6 protein-coding genes are annotated in these 18,537 nt (G+C 59.3%); all 6 read left to right on the forward strand.

The annotated features are described in order from the left end of the window. The first annotated feature begins 49 nt into the window (after positions 1–49). The gene (locus VEH04_14040) at positions 50–2,320 is read left to right on the forward strand and encodes a glycoside hydrolase family 2 TIM barrel-domain containing protein (GenBank protein HYG23900.1); all 2,271 of its coding nucleotides are present in this window, start codon (positions 50–52) and stop codon (positions 2,318–2,320) included. A 3-nt stretch (positions 2,321–2,323) separates the two neighbouring features. Next, positions 2,324–6,958 (forward strand): autotransporter-associated beta strand repeat-containing protein, encoded by a 4,635-nt coding sequence (locus VEH04_14045; protein HYG23901.1) that lies wholly within the window; start codon positions 2,324–2,326, stop codon positions 6,956–6,958. A 46-nt stretch (positions 6,959–7,004) separates the two neighbouring features. Continuing rightward, a complete protein-coding gene (locus tag VEH04_14050; GenBank protein ID HYG23902.1) occupies positions 7,005–10,244 on the forward strand; it encodes a family 78 glycoside hydrolase catalytic domain in 3,240 nt (1,079 codons plus the stop codon). 231 nt (positions 10,245–10,475) lie between these two features. Beyond that, the gene (locus VEH04_14055) at positions 10,476–13,766 is read left to right on the forward strand and encodes an ATP-binding protein (protein HYG23903.1); all 3,291 of its coding nucleotides are present in this window, start codon (positions 10,476–10,478) and stop codon (positions 13,764–13,766) included. A 10-nt stretch (positions 13,767–13,776) separates the two neighbouring features. Continuing rightward, complete coding sequence (locus tag VEH04_14060; protein ID HYG23904.1) at positions 13,777–14,400, forward strand: response regulator transcription factor; 624 nt, start codon at positions 13,777–13,779, stop codon at positions 14,398–14,400. A 240-nt stretch (positions 14,401–14,640) separates the two neighbouring features. Continuing rightward, the gene (locus tag VEH04_14065; GenBank protein HYG23905.1) at positions 14,641–18,519 is read left to right on the forward strand and encodes a LamG-like jellyroll fold domain-containing protein; all 3,879 of its coding nucleotides are present in this window, start codon (positions 14,641–14,643) and stop codon (positions 18,517–18,519) included. The last annotated feature ends 18 nt before the right edge of the window (positions 18,520–18,537 follow it).

The following is an 18,537-nucleotide window of genomic DNA, read 5'->3' on the forward strand; positions in this document are numbered from 1 at the left end:
GTGTGTTCTGGCGCGGCCGCGGTTCTGCGCCATGGCCGATTTAATTATTATGCGTAAATGGATTCAACTGGTTCTGGGTGCAACGGCCATCAGCTTCATGGCCGCGACAGTCACTGCGGCTGAGTGGTCTGCAAAGGAGGCACGGCTGATGACGCGCTGGGCGGAGGACGTTTCGCCTCGGAACGCACACCGCGAATACCCTCGCCCGCAGCTCGTGCGCGATGATTGGCAAAACCTGAACGGGCTTTGGGATTACGCGATCACAGGCAAGGACGCGGGGCGGCCCGCGGCCTGGGACGGCAGGATTCTCGTGCCGTTCCCTGTCGAATCCGCGCTGTCCGGCGTCATGCGCCGCGTCACCGAAACCAACCGCGTCTGGTATCGCCGCACGTTCAGCCTGCCGCGCAAATGGAAGCAACATCGCTTGATGCTGCACTTCGGGGCCGTTGACTGGGAGGCCGTCGTCTACGTGAACGGCAAGGAACTCGGCACGCATCGCGGTGGTTACGACGGTTTCAGCTTTGATATCACGGACGCCCTCCGCCCTTCCGGCGAGCAGGAGATAGTCGTTGCGGTTTTCGATCCCACGAATCGCGGCAAGCAACCGCTCGGGAAGCAGTCGCTGAATCCAAACAGCATCTGGTATGTGCCGACGAGTGGGATCTGGCAGACCGTTTGGATTGAGCCCGTCGCCGAAACCCATTTGAAATCGTTCAAGGTCGTTACTGATATTGACCAGGGGACAGTCACGTTCGACTTCAACAAGGCCGGAGCAAATGATGCAAGCGTAGCGGTTACGATTCGTGATGGACGGCGCCGGGTGGCACAGGGCAGCACGGCCGGAAGCAGGCTTACGCTGAGGGTGCCGAAGGCGAAACTCTGGTCGACCGACACTCCGTTTCTCTACAACGTCAAGCTGACCGTTCACGCGAATGGGCGGCGGGTGGACGAAGTGGACAGCTATTTCGGCATGCGCAAGATAGCGCTGGGCCGCGACGAATACGGCATCGTTCGGTTGTTCCTCAACAACAAGCCGCTGTTCCAATACGGCACGCTGGACCAGGGCTTCTGGCCTGACGGGCTTTATACTGCGCCGACGGATGAAGCGCTCCGGTTCGACATTGAAATTACCAAGCGCCTCGGCTTCAACATGGCTCGCAAGCACGTGAAGGTGGAACCCGCGCGCTGGTACTACTGGTGCGACAAGCTCGGATTGCTCGTGTGGCAGGACATGCCGAGCGGCGAAGCTCATATCCGGTCAGACGAACCTGACATTCAGCGCACTCCCGAGTCGGCCGCCCAGTTTGAAACGGAACTGCGTCGGATGATCGAAGGATTCCAGAACCACCCCAGCATTGTGATGTGGGTTCCGTTCAATGAGGGATGGGGGCAGTTCGACACCGCCCGCATTGCAGCGATGGTAAAGCGGCTCGATCCCACACGGCTGGTCAACAGCGTTTCGGGCTGGGCCGACCGTGGTGTTGGAGATGTATTCGACTGGCACAATTATCCCGGCCCCGCTGCGCCGCCCCGCGAGGATAAACGCGCCGTTGTATTGGGCGAATTCGGCGGCCTTGGGCTGCCGATCAAAGGGCACACGTGGCAGGATGAGCAGAACTGGGGTTACGTGAATTACGCCGACACCGACGAACTCACGAGTGCTTACCTGCGACTGCTGGAGAAACTGCATCCGCTCACGGGCGAACGGGGATTGGCGGCGGCAGTCTACACGCAGACGACGGACGTGGAAGGTGAAGTGAACGGGCTCCTCACCTACGACCGTGAAGTTGTTAAGATGGACGCGAAGGTGATCGCGGAAGCTGCGCGCAAACTATACTCCCCGCCGGTTATGACCCGGACATCTGTCATCGTTCCCGCTGCCGATTCAGCCGCGGCGGTCTGGCGTTTCACGACCAACGCACCCGCCGCTGATTGGTTCACGACAGGATTCAGCGATGCTGGCTGGCTGCAGGGGCGCAGCGGGTTTGGCACCACGAATACGCCTGGAGCTATTGTGGGAACCACCTGGAACACGCCGTCGATATGGATGCGGCGCGAGGTGAATCTCACGGCCAGCCAGTTGCGGCACCTTCAGCTGTGGTTGCACCACGACGACGACGTGGAGGTCTACGCGAATGGAAAGCGAATTTTCCGTTCCAACGGGTTCATGCGCAATTACGAATCGGTGCCGTTGTCGCCCGGCAGCCGCGGAATGTTCAAACCCGGACGCAATGTCATTGCCGTGCATTGTCGTTCTCAAATGGGCGGGCAATTTGTTGACGTCGGATTGGTCGAGGTAAAACCGGTGAACGGAAACTGAGCGATGCGGGTTTCGAAGTTAGTGGGAATCCGCCCCCGCGCCCGGGCGCTCGGGGTCGTCGTCGCAATCACCGTCGTTGGTTTCAATGCAAGCGCGCAAATGCTTGGGGAACCCGTGGCCAAACGATGGATGCCTGCGGACATCCTGAACTGGAGCCCGGGCACCGATCCTGACGCGGCCTACAACCGCAGTTCAGTTCCGCTCGCGCCGCGCATTTCCAATCCCGCGCTGAACTTCAATCCGCACGCCCGCATCAATGAAGCGCGGGTGATGCCGCTCGTGGCATTTAATTCCACCCCGGTTGTTTCATCGCAGGGTTCGCGCACCACAAACTTCTACGCAGTCAATTACTGGCAATACATGCATTCGCTCGTCGGCTGGGGCGGTGTCATCTATACCCCGCCTGCGCACATTGTCGACGCGGCGCATCGGAATGGCGTGCCCGTGACAGGCACGGTCTTCCTGGCTCCTTACGTGTACGGAGGAAACATCCAATACGTGAATCAGTTCCTGCAGAAGAATGGAACGAACTTTCCCGTTGCGGACAAAATGATCGAGGCGGCCCGCTACCTTGGGCTGCAGGGCTGGTTCATCAATCAGGAAACCGAGAATGGAAACGCGGCAATCGCGAATGCCATGCGCGACTTCATCCTGTACTTCCGCGCGAAGGCGCCTGAACTCACAATCCAATGGTACGATTCCATGGTTGAAGCGGGGCATATCTCCTGGCAGAACCAGCTCAATTCACAAAACGACTGGTATATGAAATGGGGCGCGAGCCCGGTTTCTCATGAGATGTTCCTCAATTTCTGGTGGGGCTCAAATTGGGGGGATTCAACACGGATACCGAATTCGCGGACACATGCGCTGAGCCTTGGGCTGAATCCTTACGACATCTACGCCGGCATCGACACGGAAGGCGGCGGCTATCACACCAGCGGAATCGACTGGAACAATCTTTTTCCCGAAGGCCAGCCGCATCGGCTGTCCCTCGGGATCTATCGCCCCGAGTGGACCTTCAATGCGTCATCCGGATTTGCCGATTTCCAGGCGCGCGACAACCGCTATTGGATCGGTCCCAATGGCGATCCTTCCAATACGTCCAGCGCCGAATCCTGGAAGGGCATTGCGCATTACATACCCGCGAATTCGCCAGTCACATCCCTGCCTTTCGTCACCAGCTTCAACACCGGAGTGGGAACCAACTTCGTGGTAAATGGAGAATCCGTGATGAGCGGCCCATGGAACAATCTCAGCCTGCAGGACATCCTGCCGACATGGCGATGGCTGATTCGCAGCAGTGGCGCGAAGCTGACGCCGACGCTCGATTGGAGTGATGCCTATCACGGCGGAACGGTCTTGCGCTTCAATGGCACGCTGAGCGCCACGAACCACGTCCTGCTGTACCAGGCGAGCCTGCCGGTGTCAGTCGATACGCAGCTGCGTGTGGCGTACAAGGCGGGCAGCATCGGGGCGAGTCGAATGGAACTGGGCGTCGCGTTCGAGGATAGTCCTGAGACGCACGAGTTTTTCCCTGTGCCTGCGACGACGAACACAGGCTGGAACCTGGCGCAAGTGAGTCTCGGCGCCCATGCGGCACGCAGGATCGCAGTGTTGTCGCTGCGGTTCGGCGCGGCGGTTTCGGTGCCGAATTATTCAATGAAGATCGGGCAGCTCGCTGTCTTTGACGGCGCAGTCACCACGCCCGCGACGGTTTCGAATATCGCGATTGACCGCCAATACAATTTGGGCTGGACCAACTACGCGTTGCGGTTGAAGTGGGACCACGCGATCGATCCCGTTTATTACTACAATATCTACCGCCGCAATCCGGACAACTCGCGCAGCTGGCTTTGGGCGACGCCAAACAACGTCGTTTACCTGCCGGCACTCACGCGCCGAAATAATGAAGCGGTCACGGCGATTGAAGTGGAAACGGTGGGGCGGGATTTCGGCGTTTCAACTGCAACGTTCGATTTTGTCTGGATCGACCCCGAGACCGTGACGCTGACTGCATCCGACTCTGCGGGGATGTCGAGCTTTGACAACGGATTGAACTGGTCGGATGGATTGCAGCCCGCAGCAACCAATTTATATCTGGTCGGCGGCGGATTGAGCCTTCGCACGCCTGAAACAAATTCCAGCGTGACGTTTCAGGGTGGCGCTTTAGTCGTGACGAATGGCGGCGCATTGCGGCTCAAGGGCACGTCGAACGGCAGCGTGACAACGATCGGGCAATCCCCGGGCGCGGGTCTTTTTCTTGCCAATGGAATCGTCAGCGATTGGGCGAATCGCCCACAGACTTTATCGGGCTACATCAACTTGGGGGATGGCGGTGGTACATTCGAGCCGCAGTCCAGCACCCTGACGGTCGCGTCCGTGATCACCGGCAATGGCCCATTGATCGTGGATGGCCCGAGCGGCATCACGGGTGGGACCGTGGTGCTGGCTGGTGCAAACGCCTACAGCGGCCTCACTGTCTTGAATGCGGCGAACACGCTCCGGTTGTCGGAATCAGGCACGCTCGGATCCGGCGCGAGTTCATTGGTCTTCAGCAACAACGCGGATCGCGGTTTCGGCACGCTGGATCTCAACGGCCGCAACGCTGCGGTTAACCATCTGATCGGGCCTGGAGGCTGGATTCTGAACAACGGCGGTGGCAACGCAGTTCTCACAATCGGCGCGAGCAATGCAACAGGCGGACTTTTTACAGGCGTCATCACGGATCACACCATGGGTGATGGAACCATCGCGCTCAACAAGACCGGTTCAGGCCTCATGACGTTGGGTGGCGCGAGCAATGTTTTCGGCGGCGGGCTGAATGTGACGAGCGGCACGCTCATCATCAGCAATGCGTCATCGGTGGTTGTCGGCCACGGCGCGGGTTCGCTCGGCGTCGCTTCCGGACCCGTGGCGGAAAGTTCCATGATTGGGTTGCTGGATGTCATCCACACCAAACACTTTGCTGTGGATGTGGATACAATCGCCGTCGGGACAACGACTGCCGCGGGAGGAAGCCCGGCCATCAACGGCGGTTTGAAGCTCGGAACGAACAGCGTGCTGAGAGCTGCGGAATCCATTGTGGTGGGTGACATGGACAATGCCTTCAACACGCTCGTCCAATCCGTCACGACCGCCCCGAACGGCGTCACGATCGTCAACACTCCGAACCTCACGATAGGCGGCAGCAAGGCGAGCGCGTCGTTCACACTCGGCGCGGGTTCCTTGTTGCAGGCCGGCACCAGCAGTGATCGCACGAGCTTGCGCCTGGGTGTTTCGGCGGGTGGTGGAAGTGGCACGTACACGGGCAACTTCAATGCGGCCGCAGGCATTCTGAAGGCGTATCTGCGTCGCATCGAACTCGGATTCCTCAGCAACGGCAGCAGCGGCAACGAAAATGGATTGCTCACCATCAGCAGCAATCCATCGAATCACCTCGACATTGCGGGGTCCGGCATTCTGGTCACGATTGGCCGGTTCATCAGCGGCAGTGGCGCAGGCAAGGCGACAGGAACGCTGACGATTGGCAACCTCGACGCAACCAGCGCGATCACTTCGACGGACAACAGCGCTGCCATTCTTCTCGGTGCGACTGCGAATTCATCGGGAACGTTGAATCTCAATGGAGGCACCCTGACCATCACGACTGCAGGGCCGGCAATCTCTGGCGGTGCGGGCACGAGCACGCTGCTCTTGAATGGCATCACGCTGAAGCCTGGCGTCAACAGCTCCGCGTTCATCACCAACCTGACGACGGCGACTGTCGGTGTGAACGGCGTTACGTTCGACACTTCCGGATTCAACATCGTTGTCGCGCAAGCTCTCGGCAATGGAGGTGGCGGGGTTCGCAAGTTCGGAATGGGCATGCTGACCTTAACCCGTCCAAACGCCTATGTGGGACCAACGTTCATTGGTGAGGGAACGCTGGCGCTTGCAAATCTCGGAGCCATCGCCAGCAGTTCCGTCGTGGTGATTTCGAACGGGGCGGTGCTCGACGTAGCCGGGCGCGCGGATCAGATGCTCACCATCGGCACGGGCAAAACGTTGCGGGGCAGCGGCACCGTCGTCGGCCGCCTGACGGTTTCGTCGGGAGCGATTGTGCGGCCTGGCGATGCCATCGGAACCCTGACGGTTCACAGCAACATCAACATGAGCGGGACGGCCCTGTTGGAGTTGAATCGGACCAACGCGCCGAATGCCGATCAGATGGTTTCACTCAGTGGATCCATTTCGGCTTCCGGCCCGATCAGCGTCGCGAACCTCGGCCCTGAGCTGGAACCCGGTGACACCTTTCTGCTGTTCAATGTGCCCATCACCGGAGTTCCTGCGCTCGACCTTCCCGCACTGCGCCCTGGCTTGGCATGGACGAATTTGCTCGGCGTAAACGGAACGATCGCTGTTGTGCAAACCATGGCGACGACTCCGACGAACATACAAATGCGCGTGTCGGCCGCGGCGCTGACATTGTCGTGGCCGGCAGAACACATTGGCTGGCGGCTGCAGGTGCAGACAAATGCGTTGGGAGCGGGCCTGGGATCTCATTGGTACGATGTCTTCCAATCGAGTGCGACAAACCAGCTTATTCTGCCGCTCGCGATCGATGAAGGCTGGGTTCTATTTCGCCTCGTCAGGCCGTAACGCGGCGCCCCGATGACTCAAAGGGGATACAACAAACGAAAAGCTTATGCGTAAACTGATGCTGTTGATTTTGTTTCTGACCGCTGGCACTGCGATGGCCGCGTCGTTGTCGGTTGCAGGCCTGCGATGCGAATACCGCGAGAACCCGATTGGAATCGATACCCACGAGCCGCGACTCGCCTGGGTTCTTGAATCCAACAAGCGCGGCGTGCGGCAAACCGCGTATGAAATCCTCGTTGCGACGAGCGAGGATCAGCTGAAGCGGGACCGCGGTGACCTGTGGCAGACCGGGCGCGTGGAATCCGATAACTCCATCCAGGTCGTGTATGGCGGGAAGCGCCTTGGCAGCGGCGAGACCTGTTTTTGGAAGGTCCGTGTGTGGGATCAATCGGGAGCAGTGTCCCCGTGGAGCAAACCCGCCCGCTGGACCGCTGGGCTGTTCAATGCCGGTGATTGGCAGGCCCGCTGGATAGGACTGGAACGCACTGCAAATCCAAACGACAGCGCAGCGGTCCTTCATCGCCTGCTGGATCTTGAAGGCTGTTCATGGATATGGCTGCACGGCACCCGACCCGGCGATCAACCTTCAGGCAAGGCTTGGTTTCGCAATACGTTTGACCTGCATCAGGGCGCGGTTAAGGCAGCGACATTCGTCCTCACTGCGGATGATCGATTTCAACTGTTCGTCAACGGAAACGCAGTGGGATCGGAACATCGGAACTGGAAACAGCTCGCCAGCCGCGATGTGTCGTCTCACCTCAAACCCGGCCAGAATGTCCTCGCGATTGAAGCCGAAAATTTCGGAAACAATCCCGCGGGCTTGATTGGCAAGCTCGCGATTGTGTTTGCCAATGGCGCCACACAAACGATTGCGATCGACGGAACATGGCAGAGCAGCAATGTCGCTGCGGCGGATTGGATTGGGGCAAGTTTTGCCGGCCCGGGATGGCAGTCCGCCTCCGAGGTCGCGGTTTATGGGGATTCGCAGTGGGGCCGGCTGGAGCGTAACGCGATGTACCCGGCTCCGTTTTTTCGCAAGCCATTTGCCGTCACGAAGCCACTTTCCCGTGCGATCGTTTTTGCATCCGCGCTGGGCGTTTATGAATTGCACTTGAACGGAAAACCCCTCGGGAACGATGTGCTGTCGCCGGGTTGGACCGATTTTTCGAAGCGGGTTCACTACCTCGGCTACGATGTCACTGAGCAAATCGCGCGCGGCGAGAACGTGATGGGGGCGATTCTCGGCGACGGCTGGTACGCCAGCTATCTGGCCTTCATAGGCCGGCGCAATTATTACGGCAGCGATCCGCGTTTGCTTGTGCAGTTGCAACTGGAGTATCGCGATGGAACCCGGGAGATCATTGGCACCGATGAGACGTGGCAGGGAGCTGTTGGCCCGATTCGCGAAGCGGATCTGTTGATGGGCTGCGTCTACGATGCGCGCGCAGAATTCAACGGGTGGAACCGCCGCGGATTTGCCGCGGAGGGTTGGCAGCCGGCAACAGTGGATTCAGCCGTAAAGGTGAACGTGATGGCGCATCCCGGCGAACCGATGCGGCGCACGCAGGAAATCCGTGCCAGGGCAGTAAGCGAACCGCGACCGGGGGTGTACGTCATTGACTTTGGCCAGAACCTTGTGGGTTGGGCCCGCGTCCGCCTGCATGGGAAGGAAGGGCAAAAGGTGGTCGTCCGGCACGCTGAGATGTTGAATCCGGATGGAACGCTGTACACGGCCAACCTGCGTTCGGCTGCTTCGACCGACACTTATATTCTTTCCGGGAAAGGGCCCCGCGAATTCGATCCCATCTTTACCTTTCACGGATTTCAATACGTTGAAATTACGGGAATTGATTACCGCCCGGAGATATCCGACGTGACAGGCGTGGTGGTGCATTCTGATTTGCGTCGGACCGGCTGGTTTGAATGTTCGGAACCGCTGGTGAACAAGCTTGTGCTGAATTCAATCTGGGGTCAGCGCGGCAACTTCCTGGATGTTCCGACCGATTGCCCGCAACGCGACGAACGCGCGGGCTGGACGGGCGACGCGCAGGTGTTCATGAAGACCGCGTGCCTCAATCTGGACTCGCCTGCGTTCTACACAAAATGGCTGCGCGATCTCTGTGAAGATTCACAGCGCGCGGATGGCGCCTTTGGCGACGTCGCACCCCACCTGAATGTTGTCGGCTTCGGCAATACCGGCTGGACCGACGCAGGCCCCGTCTGCGTGTGGCGCATGTTCGAGATGTACGGTGATATGCGGGTCCTGCGGGAACATTATGATGCACTCGTGCGGCACACGGATTACCTGGTCAATTCGAGTACCAATCTCGTGCGCGACACAGGCTCGTTCGGGGACTGGCTGCGGCTTGCCGGCCCGCAAAAATCCGATGCCATTGGAACGGCGTACTTCGCCTACAGCGTGCAGGTGATGACACGGATCGCCCGCACGCTTGGACGGCAGGCTGATGCCGAGAAATTTGAGAAGCTCGCCAATGACATTCGAGACGTTTTCGTAAAAAAGTTCGTCAAGGCAGATGGCCGCATCCTCGACAGCAGGAATGAAACGGGCCAGACGCTATATGCGCTGGCATTCGGGATTGATCTTTTGCCTGAAGATATGAAGAAGCGGGTTGCTGAACAGTTCGTTGGCAGCCTTGCAAAAGAGAACAATCACATCGCCACAGGTTTTCTTGGAACGCCATTCATCCTGTTTGCCCTGCAGAAGGCAGGACATCCCGAGCTCGCATATCAACTCGTGTTGAACCGTACGTATCCTGGATGGCTGCAACAGGTGCTCTGGGGCTCGACCACCATGTGGGAACGCTGGGATGGATGGAGGCCTGACAAGGGCTTCCAGGATCCCGGAATGAACTCGTTCAACCACTACTGGCTCGGGTGTGTGAGCGAATGGCTTTTTACTCAGGTGGCAGGCATCGACACAGCCGACGGCGGTTTTGGCAGAATTGTGATTCGCCCCGAATTGGTGAAGCCCTCACAAGGATTCAATTGGGTGAAGTCCAAATACGTTTCAATCCGCGGACCCGTTGTCAGCCGCTGGAAACGGGAGGGCGATGCCTTCGAGCTCGAGGTTTCAATTCCTGCAAACAGCACGGCCTCAGTGCATGTCCCTGCAAGTGATGCAGCAGGAGTGACGGAAGGAGGAAAGCCGGCGACAGGATCTGCGGGAGTAAAGTTCATCAATATGGAAGCAGGGAAGGCTGTATTCGAAGTGGGATCCGGCTCGTATCGATTCCGTTCATCGGGGATGGAAAAATTAGGACTGTGATTTTGAGAAGCATCGAGGGCCAGTTTGCGGGCTGCTGTTTAGACTGGCCTCTCGGCACGCCCCGCCGCCGCGGATTTCGAATTGACGCGCATTGAAGTTCACCTTGCGCCCGCGACGCCTGCATTTCTCACCTTCAACACCGGCTCGCTTGGCGGCGCGATCTAGGATGTGATCCTTTGCCGTTGCAGGCCCGTTCCAGCCTTCGCTATTCTCTGTAGCGTGCCGCACTGTATGTACCTCAAGTTTACATTCCTGCTGCTGGTCTTCAGCGCTGGCGTTTCGAATCTGTATTCAGCGGAAGTTCTTGTCCGGACCGAAACCCCCGTGCGCAAGGTGGTTCGGCAATACGCACTGACGTCGGCGAACGACTTCCTGCAGCGCGATCCTCAGGATTGGCGGCTCCTTGCATCAAATGATGGCGGCAGAACCTGGGCGACTCTTGACGTGCGCGCGGGTGAAGGTTTTTCCGAACGACATCAGCGCCGGGTCTTCAGCATCGCAAACACAAATGCCTTCAACCTCTACCGTTTGCAGATTGATCGGGTGCGCGAACCCAAGGCCGCGAATTCGGTTCAACTGGCGGAGCTCGAACTCATCGGAGAAGACGACAACGGAAGTTCCATGCCGATCCTCGCCGACGTAATCAGCGCGCAGGGCGACAACCCGCCGCTGGAAAGCGTGGCCCAACTGTTCGACGGGCAAGTCGAAACGAAATGGCTCGATCGACCCGCAAATCGTACAACGTGCGCGTCCTGGGTGCAGTGGCAGTACGTTCGGCCCGTGGGAATCACTGTGACAAACATCGCGCAGCTGGTTGCGCTGCGGGGGCGCGCCAGCGAAGGGTATGTCGCGCGTTTGGCCGTCGTATATGCGGGCGAAAGCACGCGTTCTGGATTCGTTGAGCTGCTCGACAACACCGGCGCACTGGAAATTCCCGCGCCGCCTGAACTGCTTGCCTGCCGCCCTGCGCAACGTGTCACGATCGACGCGATCACCGCGGTCGTGGAGGGAGAACCCAGTGTCACCCAGTGCCGCGTGCAGGTGGCGGACACGGCGATTCCAAAAGGCCCCCGCAAGGTGATTCTCGAGGAGCCGCTGGAAGAGGGTGAGAATTTCATCTGGGCGGAAGTGGAAGGCGAGATCCAGCGGGTTCAGGACAACAACGGAATTGTCTTCCTGGAGATTGCCGACGGGGAACGACAGCTGCCAATTCGGCTGCGCCGCACTGCGATATTTGATCCATCGTTGCAGCCGGGGATTTCGATCCGCGCCCGCGGAATTGTTCGCGCCGGATTCGATGTGACGGGAAGGTGGGTGGCGTCCTCGTTGTGGGCCGCAGGTCCCGAGGCGATTGCACCGCTTGAAAATGAGGAAGCGTCGGCTCGTTCATCGAGTGTCATTACAAAACCGCGTCGTCAGCCTCTGCCAGGCATTACGCGCATCGGCGAGATCCGCGCATTGAGCCAGCAGGTCCTTGCCTCACGCCCGCATGTAACCGTTCGGGGGGTGATCACGGGTTTGATTGGAGCATTTGTCCAGGATGACACGGGCGGAATTCAGGTGGCTTTCAAACCGGAAGACAGCCGGCGATTGCGCGAACTCGGACAGTATGTGGAGGTGGTTGGCTGGCTCGGATTGAGCGATGCGTCGACGCCGATTATCTCGGCAGATCGGGTCACAGTCCTTGGCCCCGGCCGCCTGCCCAACCCTGAACAACCGCATTGGGAATCGCTTGCCAGCGGCCGCGAAGACTCTGTCTGGGTGGAAATGCAGGGCGTTGTGCGGGCGACGGACGGGGCGCATTTGCTGACGAACTGCGATGGCCGGCAGGTAACGGCCAGCCTGGGTGCCGCGGCGGCGCCGTTGGTTAATCAGCTGGTGGACGCATCGGTCCGAATCCGTGGAGTGGCAGTTGCAGCGCTGGACGATTGGGGTCGAATGCGCGGTGTGCATGTGCTGATCCCTTCGTTGGAATACCTGGATGTGGAACGAAATCCTGATCCGCCATTCTCGCAGCCCGTTCAACCCGTTCGCAATCTCCTGAAGGCGGGCGGCGCAGGGACGCATGCGCATCGCGTGCGCGTCGCGGGTGTGCTCACGTTCCAGGACGGCCAGCGGCTGTTCCTGCAGGACGAAACCGGGGCTGCAATGGCGATTTTCAAACAGGAGGTGGCTCTCGACTCCAAATTCGGCCGATCGCAATGGTCCTTCTGGCGGACCCCCAGCACACCTGCCGCGCAGGGTCGCACAAAACGATTCATGCCCGGCGACCTTGTTGAAGTCGTTGGCTTCCAGGATTCCCACGGCTATTCGCCGGTGCTGACGGAAGCTCTGGTGCGGCGTGTCGGTTCCCGGGGTGATGTGGCAATCCGCGAGATCTCTGACACGAGTTTCGTCGACTGGAAATTGGATGCCATGCTCGTTCGCCTTCAGGGTTCCCTCGTGGGGCAGCAGGTGCGAGGCGAGCAGGTGGTGCTGGAATTGGTTTCGCATGGGCGGACAGTCCAGGCATTCATGCCCGCTGGCTTCGGCGAACTCCAGAATCTCGCGGCCGGGTCGGGCCTGGAAATCACGGGCATCTGGCAAATGGATCCCGTGCCTTATGCGGAACTCGGACGCAGCGTCGGCGCGGTGCGCGTCCTCACGCGTTCGCCCGCGGATGTTCTCGTGCGCTCCCGGCCTTCGTGGTGGACAGTGCAGCGCGCGCTCACAGTCGTCGGGGGAATGGCTTTTGTCCTGGCAGCGGCGTCGGTCTGGATCACCCAGCTGCACCGAAAAGTTGAGGAGCGCACCGCGCAACTCGCCAGCGAGATTCACAAACGCGAACGAACGGAAAAGCAGCGGGCGCTTGAGGAGGAACGATCCCGGATTGCTCGCGACCTGCACGACGATCTGGGCGCAGCGCTGACGCAGATTCGGTTTTTGAGCGCCATCGAAAGCCGCGATGTGGCAGTGCCGAGTGGAACTCGTTCGCGGCTCGAGCAGGTCTCGGAAAAATCCCGGCAGCTGGTCGCTTCGCTCGATGAGATTGTGTGGGCCATCAATCCGGCAAATGACTCGCTGGCAAACCTCGCCAGTTATCTCTGCCATGTTGCCGTTGAGTTGTTTGCCACCACGCCAATCCGATGCCGGCTGGACGTGGAGGAATCGCTGCCGCCCCTTTCGTTGACGACCGAGGTGCGGCACAATGTTTATCTGGCCGTGCGCGAGGCATTAAATAATGTGGCCAAACATTCGAAGGCGACGGAGGCGTGGTTCAAGCTTCGCTGCCGGGACAATGTCCTGGAAATTTCGGTTGAGGATAATGGGCAGGGAATCCAGGGCCTCGCTGCTGTGGATGCCGGCGAAGGTTTGCGCAATATGCGGCAGCGAATGGAATCCGCGGGAGGCCATTTCGCCTGTGAAAGTCGCGAGAATTCCGGCACGGTTTGTCGCATGTCCCTGCCCCTCCTGCAGACCGTCGCCGCGAATCCCACGATTGCCAACGGCAACGGAAACGGGGCAGTTAACCTCGACCGTTGATTGAGTACTGATGACCCGCATTGCCATAGTTGAAGACAACCGCGAATTCCGCAACACGCTCTCGCGTTACGTGGATGAGGCGCCGGGACACCGATGTGTCGGCGCGTTCGGTTCGGCGGAGGAAGCGCTGCCCGCCATTCCCAAGCTTGCGCCCGATGTGGTGCTCATGGATATCCATCTGCCCAACATGTCTGGTGTGGCGTGTACACGGCGTTTGAAGGATGTGTGTCCCTCCGTGCAGATTCTGATTCTAACGGTGTACGAAGATAGCGAGCGCGTGTTTGGTGCGCTGAAGGCAGGGGCAAGCGGTTACCTTCTGAAGCGCGCAGACCCGGCGGACATTCTGCGCGCCATCCAGGAAGTGAAGCAGGGAGGAGCCCCGATGAGCAGCCAGATTGCGCGCCGTGTCGTTCAATCGTTTCGCGACGAAACTCCGCAGGATCCGCCGCGTGTTGAGAAGTTGTCGCAGCGCGAGGAGGAAATCCTGCAGGAGCTGGCGAAGGGTTATTCGACCAAGGAGATCGCTGATCGCACGTCGGTCAGCGTCAACACTGTGCGCACTCATCTTCAACACATCTACGAAAAGCTCCACGTGCGTTCACGCACGGAGGCAGTGCTCAAGTACCTTCAATAGGCTGTCATTTCGACAGTCGCTGAGGGTTTTCGCTGGAGGATCCTTCGTTGGCGCGTGTTCTCGGGCAAAATCATCCATTTGCATTATGGAAGCATTTGCCTGGCGGTTTCACTCTTGGAACAGATCGCAAATGCTGCCGAGAAAGAATCTCAGCCCCCGCCTCCAGTGACCCACTCACGGGTTGGCCCGCTCTGATGCCTGGCTGCAGTTGCAGGACGATCGGAAAACCAAACGAGCACGATGAAAACTTCAATGCTGCGCAACCTGCTGACCGGCGCGAGCGTCGGTCTCAGCCTCCTGGCATTCACCCCTGTGGCGAAGTCAGCGACATTTCAATGGACCAACACCACGTCGGGGGCGTTCACCGACGCGTCCAACTGGACAAACACGGCGTCACCATTTGGAAACGGGGTGCCCGCGACTGGCGACAATGCCGTCAACAATATTGCGGGATCAACAACGCTGATCAGCGATGGCGATTTCGTTGCGGTTAACAACCTTCAGCCAAACGAGGGCGCGCTGTCCATGACGGGTGGCGAGATTACCGTGAATGCCCTGCAATTGATCGGCCCCGGCAGCATCACGATCAGCGGAGGCACCGTCACAGCTGCGGTGGACACACGCATTCAGGGCGGGGGAACATGGACGATCAACGGCGGAACGTTGAATCTGCCGAAGATGGTCGTGGGCGCGCAATCGGGCGCAGGCAACCAGTTGATCGTTTCCGGCAGCGCCTATGTAAATCAGAATCAGTCGGGTGGCGGGTCAGCGCTGTGGGTGGGCGGTAATAACGGCGGCTCGGGTTCCATGGTGCTGCGCGACAACGCCATCTGGATCAACTCCAATGCAAGTCTCAACGGCGGTGATGCCAATCCAATCGTCGTGATTGGAAACACTGGTTCCGGGCAGGGCACCTTCACGATTCAGGACAACGCCACCTTCAGTTACCAGAACGTTTTGCGGCTTGGACGCAATGCCGGCAACACGGGGACGCTTAATCTCAACGGTGGAACCATGACTGTGCGCGGGATCGAACGGCAAAGCGGCGCCGCCAGCGTGAATGCAAACGGCGGAACCCTGCAGGCCGTTGCCGCGACAACGAACTTCTTCATCAATCTCACAAACGCGGTGAACCTCGCTGAAGGCGGGCTTCGATTTGACACGGCAGGATTCCCGGTTCGATTCAACAACGCGTTTGGCGGGGTCGGCGGGCTGACCAAGCTCGGGCCTGAGACGCTCACGCTCGCGGCCGCCAACTCTTATTCCGGTCCGACCGTTGTCGATTCAGGCACGCTGGCCCTTGTGGGCGCGGGCGCGATCAGCAGCAGTTCGGCCATCGCGGTGAATGCATTCTCGACGCTCGACCTCGCGGGCCTCGCTGCTCCGTTCGTTGTCCCAGGCACATTGACGCTGAATGACGGAACCTTGAACGCCGATTTCACGAGCACGAACATCACAGTGGGAACGTTTGGAACAGCAGGCTCCGTCAATACGATTAACATCACCGGTCTTCCTCCGGTAACGTCCATCCCGGCGCGAATCACGCTCATCAAATACTCGAGCGCGGCGCCGGGCCTGGTTGATGGCGATAACCATTTCACTGCGCTCACGGCCAATTACCCAACAACCGGGAGCCCGGTCGCGCATCTCACAAACAACGTTGCGAACAAGTCGATTGACCTGGTCATCACGAGCATGATTCTTGCGCCCGTCATCACGCGCGACCCGCAGCCCGACAGTGCCTATCCCGGATTTGCAGCGCACTTTTCAGTGGAACTCGAAAGCACGAATTCTCCTGCATATCAGTGGCGTCGCAACGGCACGCCATTGAGTGACGGTGGAACCATTTCGGGTGCGAACGAGGCCGTCCTGGTCCTGAACAATGTTACTGCCGCCGACCTGGGCAACTATGACGTGGTCGTCACCAATGCCAGCGGCATGGATATCAGCGCGATTGCGGCATTGACACTTCGCTCACCGACAGGGTTCGAGGCCGCGGCTGTGAGTGAGGATCCCACCGCGCTCTATCTTTTCAACGAGACGAGCGATCCGACATCCGGCACCGCGGTGGCCCACGATTACGCGGGCGATCACGATGGACTGTATGGCGTCACGGCCCAGAACGGCCTTCATGGCATCGCTGGCCCAGTGCCTGCGCTGGGATTCCCGGGATTTGAGGATTCCAACACCTCGCTGCGTGTCTCCGGTTTTACGCCGGATTCGCACGTCGTGATTCCTCCGCTCAACCTGCACACGAACACCGTTACCTTCGCCGCCTGGATCAAGCCCGGCCTGCCGCCTGCGAACGCGGGTCTGATCTTCAGCCGCAGTTCGGGAACAACGGCCGGCTTTAACTTCACAGGCAGCGCCGATGCAAATGGCCAGCGAACGCTGGGTTACACCTGGAATAATGAAGGCGGGACCTTTAACTGGAATTCGCAAATCGCGCCGCCTTCAGAAATCTGGTCTTTCGTCGCGCTTGTGATCACGCCGACAAATGCAACGGTTTACGTGTTTAACGCCAACGGACTGCTGGCTTCATCACAGAACTATAATCACGTCGTTCAGGGTTTTGCAGGGAACACCTACATCGGGGAGGATCCTTTCTCTGGCGGGAACCGGCAGTTTGATGGGTCGATCGACAGCATGGCGATTTATCGCAAGGCACTGACACAGGACGAGCTTACAGCGCTGTACGCCGCGGGTTCGGGGATTTCCACGTTTGCCCCGACGATTTTTGCGCAGCCCGCGACACAGAGCGTCTACGAGCAACAAACCGTTCGCCTCTCGGTTGGGGCAAGCGGTTCCCTGCCGCTGGCTTATCAATGGCAGCGGTTCGATGGCGTCAACTTTGTCGATGTCTCAAATGGCGGCCGATTCAGCGGAGCAACTGGTCCATCACTCACGATCAGCAACATCACGCCCGCCGACGCAGGCGATTACGTGCTGGTGGTTACGAATCTGCATGGACCGGCCATCAGCCAGCCGGCGACGATTTCAGTCAATCCTGTCAGTGCAGCCGAGGAGATCACGAACTCCGTGGTGCAGCCCGGGGGCCAGGATTGGAACACGGGAAGCGCCTGGAGCGATGGCCTGGCTGCGAATGTGTCGGCAGTTTCGAAGCCTGGCAGCACGTATCACGTGGTGGTGGGCGGCGGGTTGCGCACTCCGAACACGACAGCGAGCGTTACTTTCCCCGGTGAGGTGCTCACCATTTACGGCAGCGGTGTCTTCGATTCAACCCACGCCGGGATTGCATCGCTGATTTTGAAAGGTCGTGGCGCGGGTGAAACCGTGTTCCCGCGGTTGGTCATGAACGGAGGCCAGATCCTGTCGTTCACGGATAACAACGATCCAACGAGCCTTGGAGGCGAGATCGAGATCGCGGCCAACACGCCGATTTCGGGATCAACGACGAGCGGTGGCCGATCGATCACGATCAACGCGAAGCTCACAGGCAGCGCAACGATTGAATACCGCGGTTTCCAGAACGCGACTTTCCAGCCAAACGCGAATACTGCACTCAATGTGGCCGGAGCAGTGAACACATTTAGCGGAACCTGGAACGTCCTGGGAGGAACGCTGGTCGGCAGCGCCGCAGGTTCGCTCGGCACGAATTCGATCATTGTTGAAACCAATGCTGCATTGCAAGCGAGTTACGATATTAACAGTCCGGCTGCTACGCTCACCTTGAACGGGCGTTTCAACCTGACGCGAAATCATACGTTCGGGTCGGTCACTGCCGGGGGCATTGTGCTTGCAGCAGGAACCTACACCGCTGCGCAGCTGACAGCGGCTTACCCAAACCACTTTCCGGCCACGTGGACAGGCGTGACGGGCGCAACCGCGGAAACATCAGCCACGGGAAGTCTGACCGTCATTGGCGGAGGCACCGCGGCAACACCTGCGAACCTGACTATGTCCTTCGGCGGTGGCGCGCTGTCACTGTCCTGGCCCCAGACGCATCAGGGCTGGGTTCTGCAGGTGCAGACTAATTCGCTGGCCACGGGATTGGCTTCAAACTGGACGGATGTCCCCGCCAGCGCATCGATGACATCAACGAACATTCCCGCGACGCCAGGTAATCCCGCAGTGTTCTACCGCCTGCGCCGTCCCTGAGGCGTCACTTAATCCGTC

It is taken from the genome of Verrucomicrobiia bacterium (assembly GCA_035629175.1).
Taxonomy (GTDB): domain Bacteria; phylum Verrucomicrobiota; class Verrucomicrobiia; order Limisphaerales; family DASXHY01; genus DASXHY01.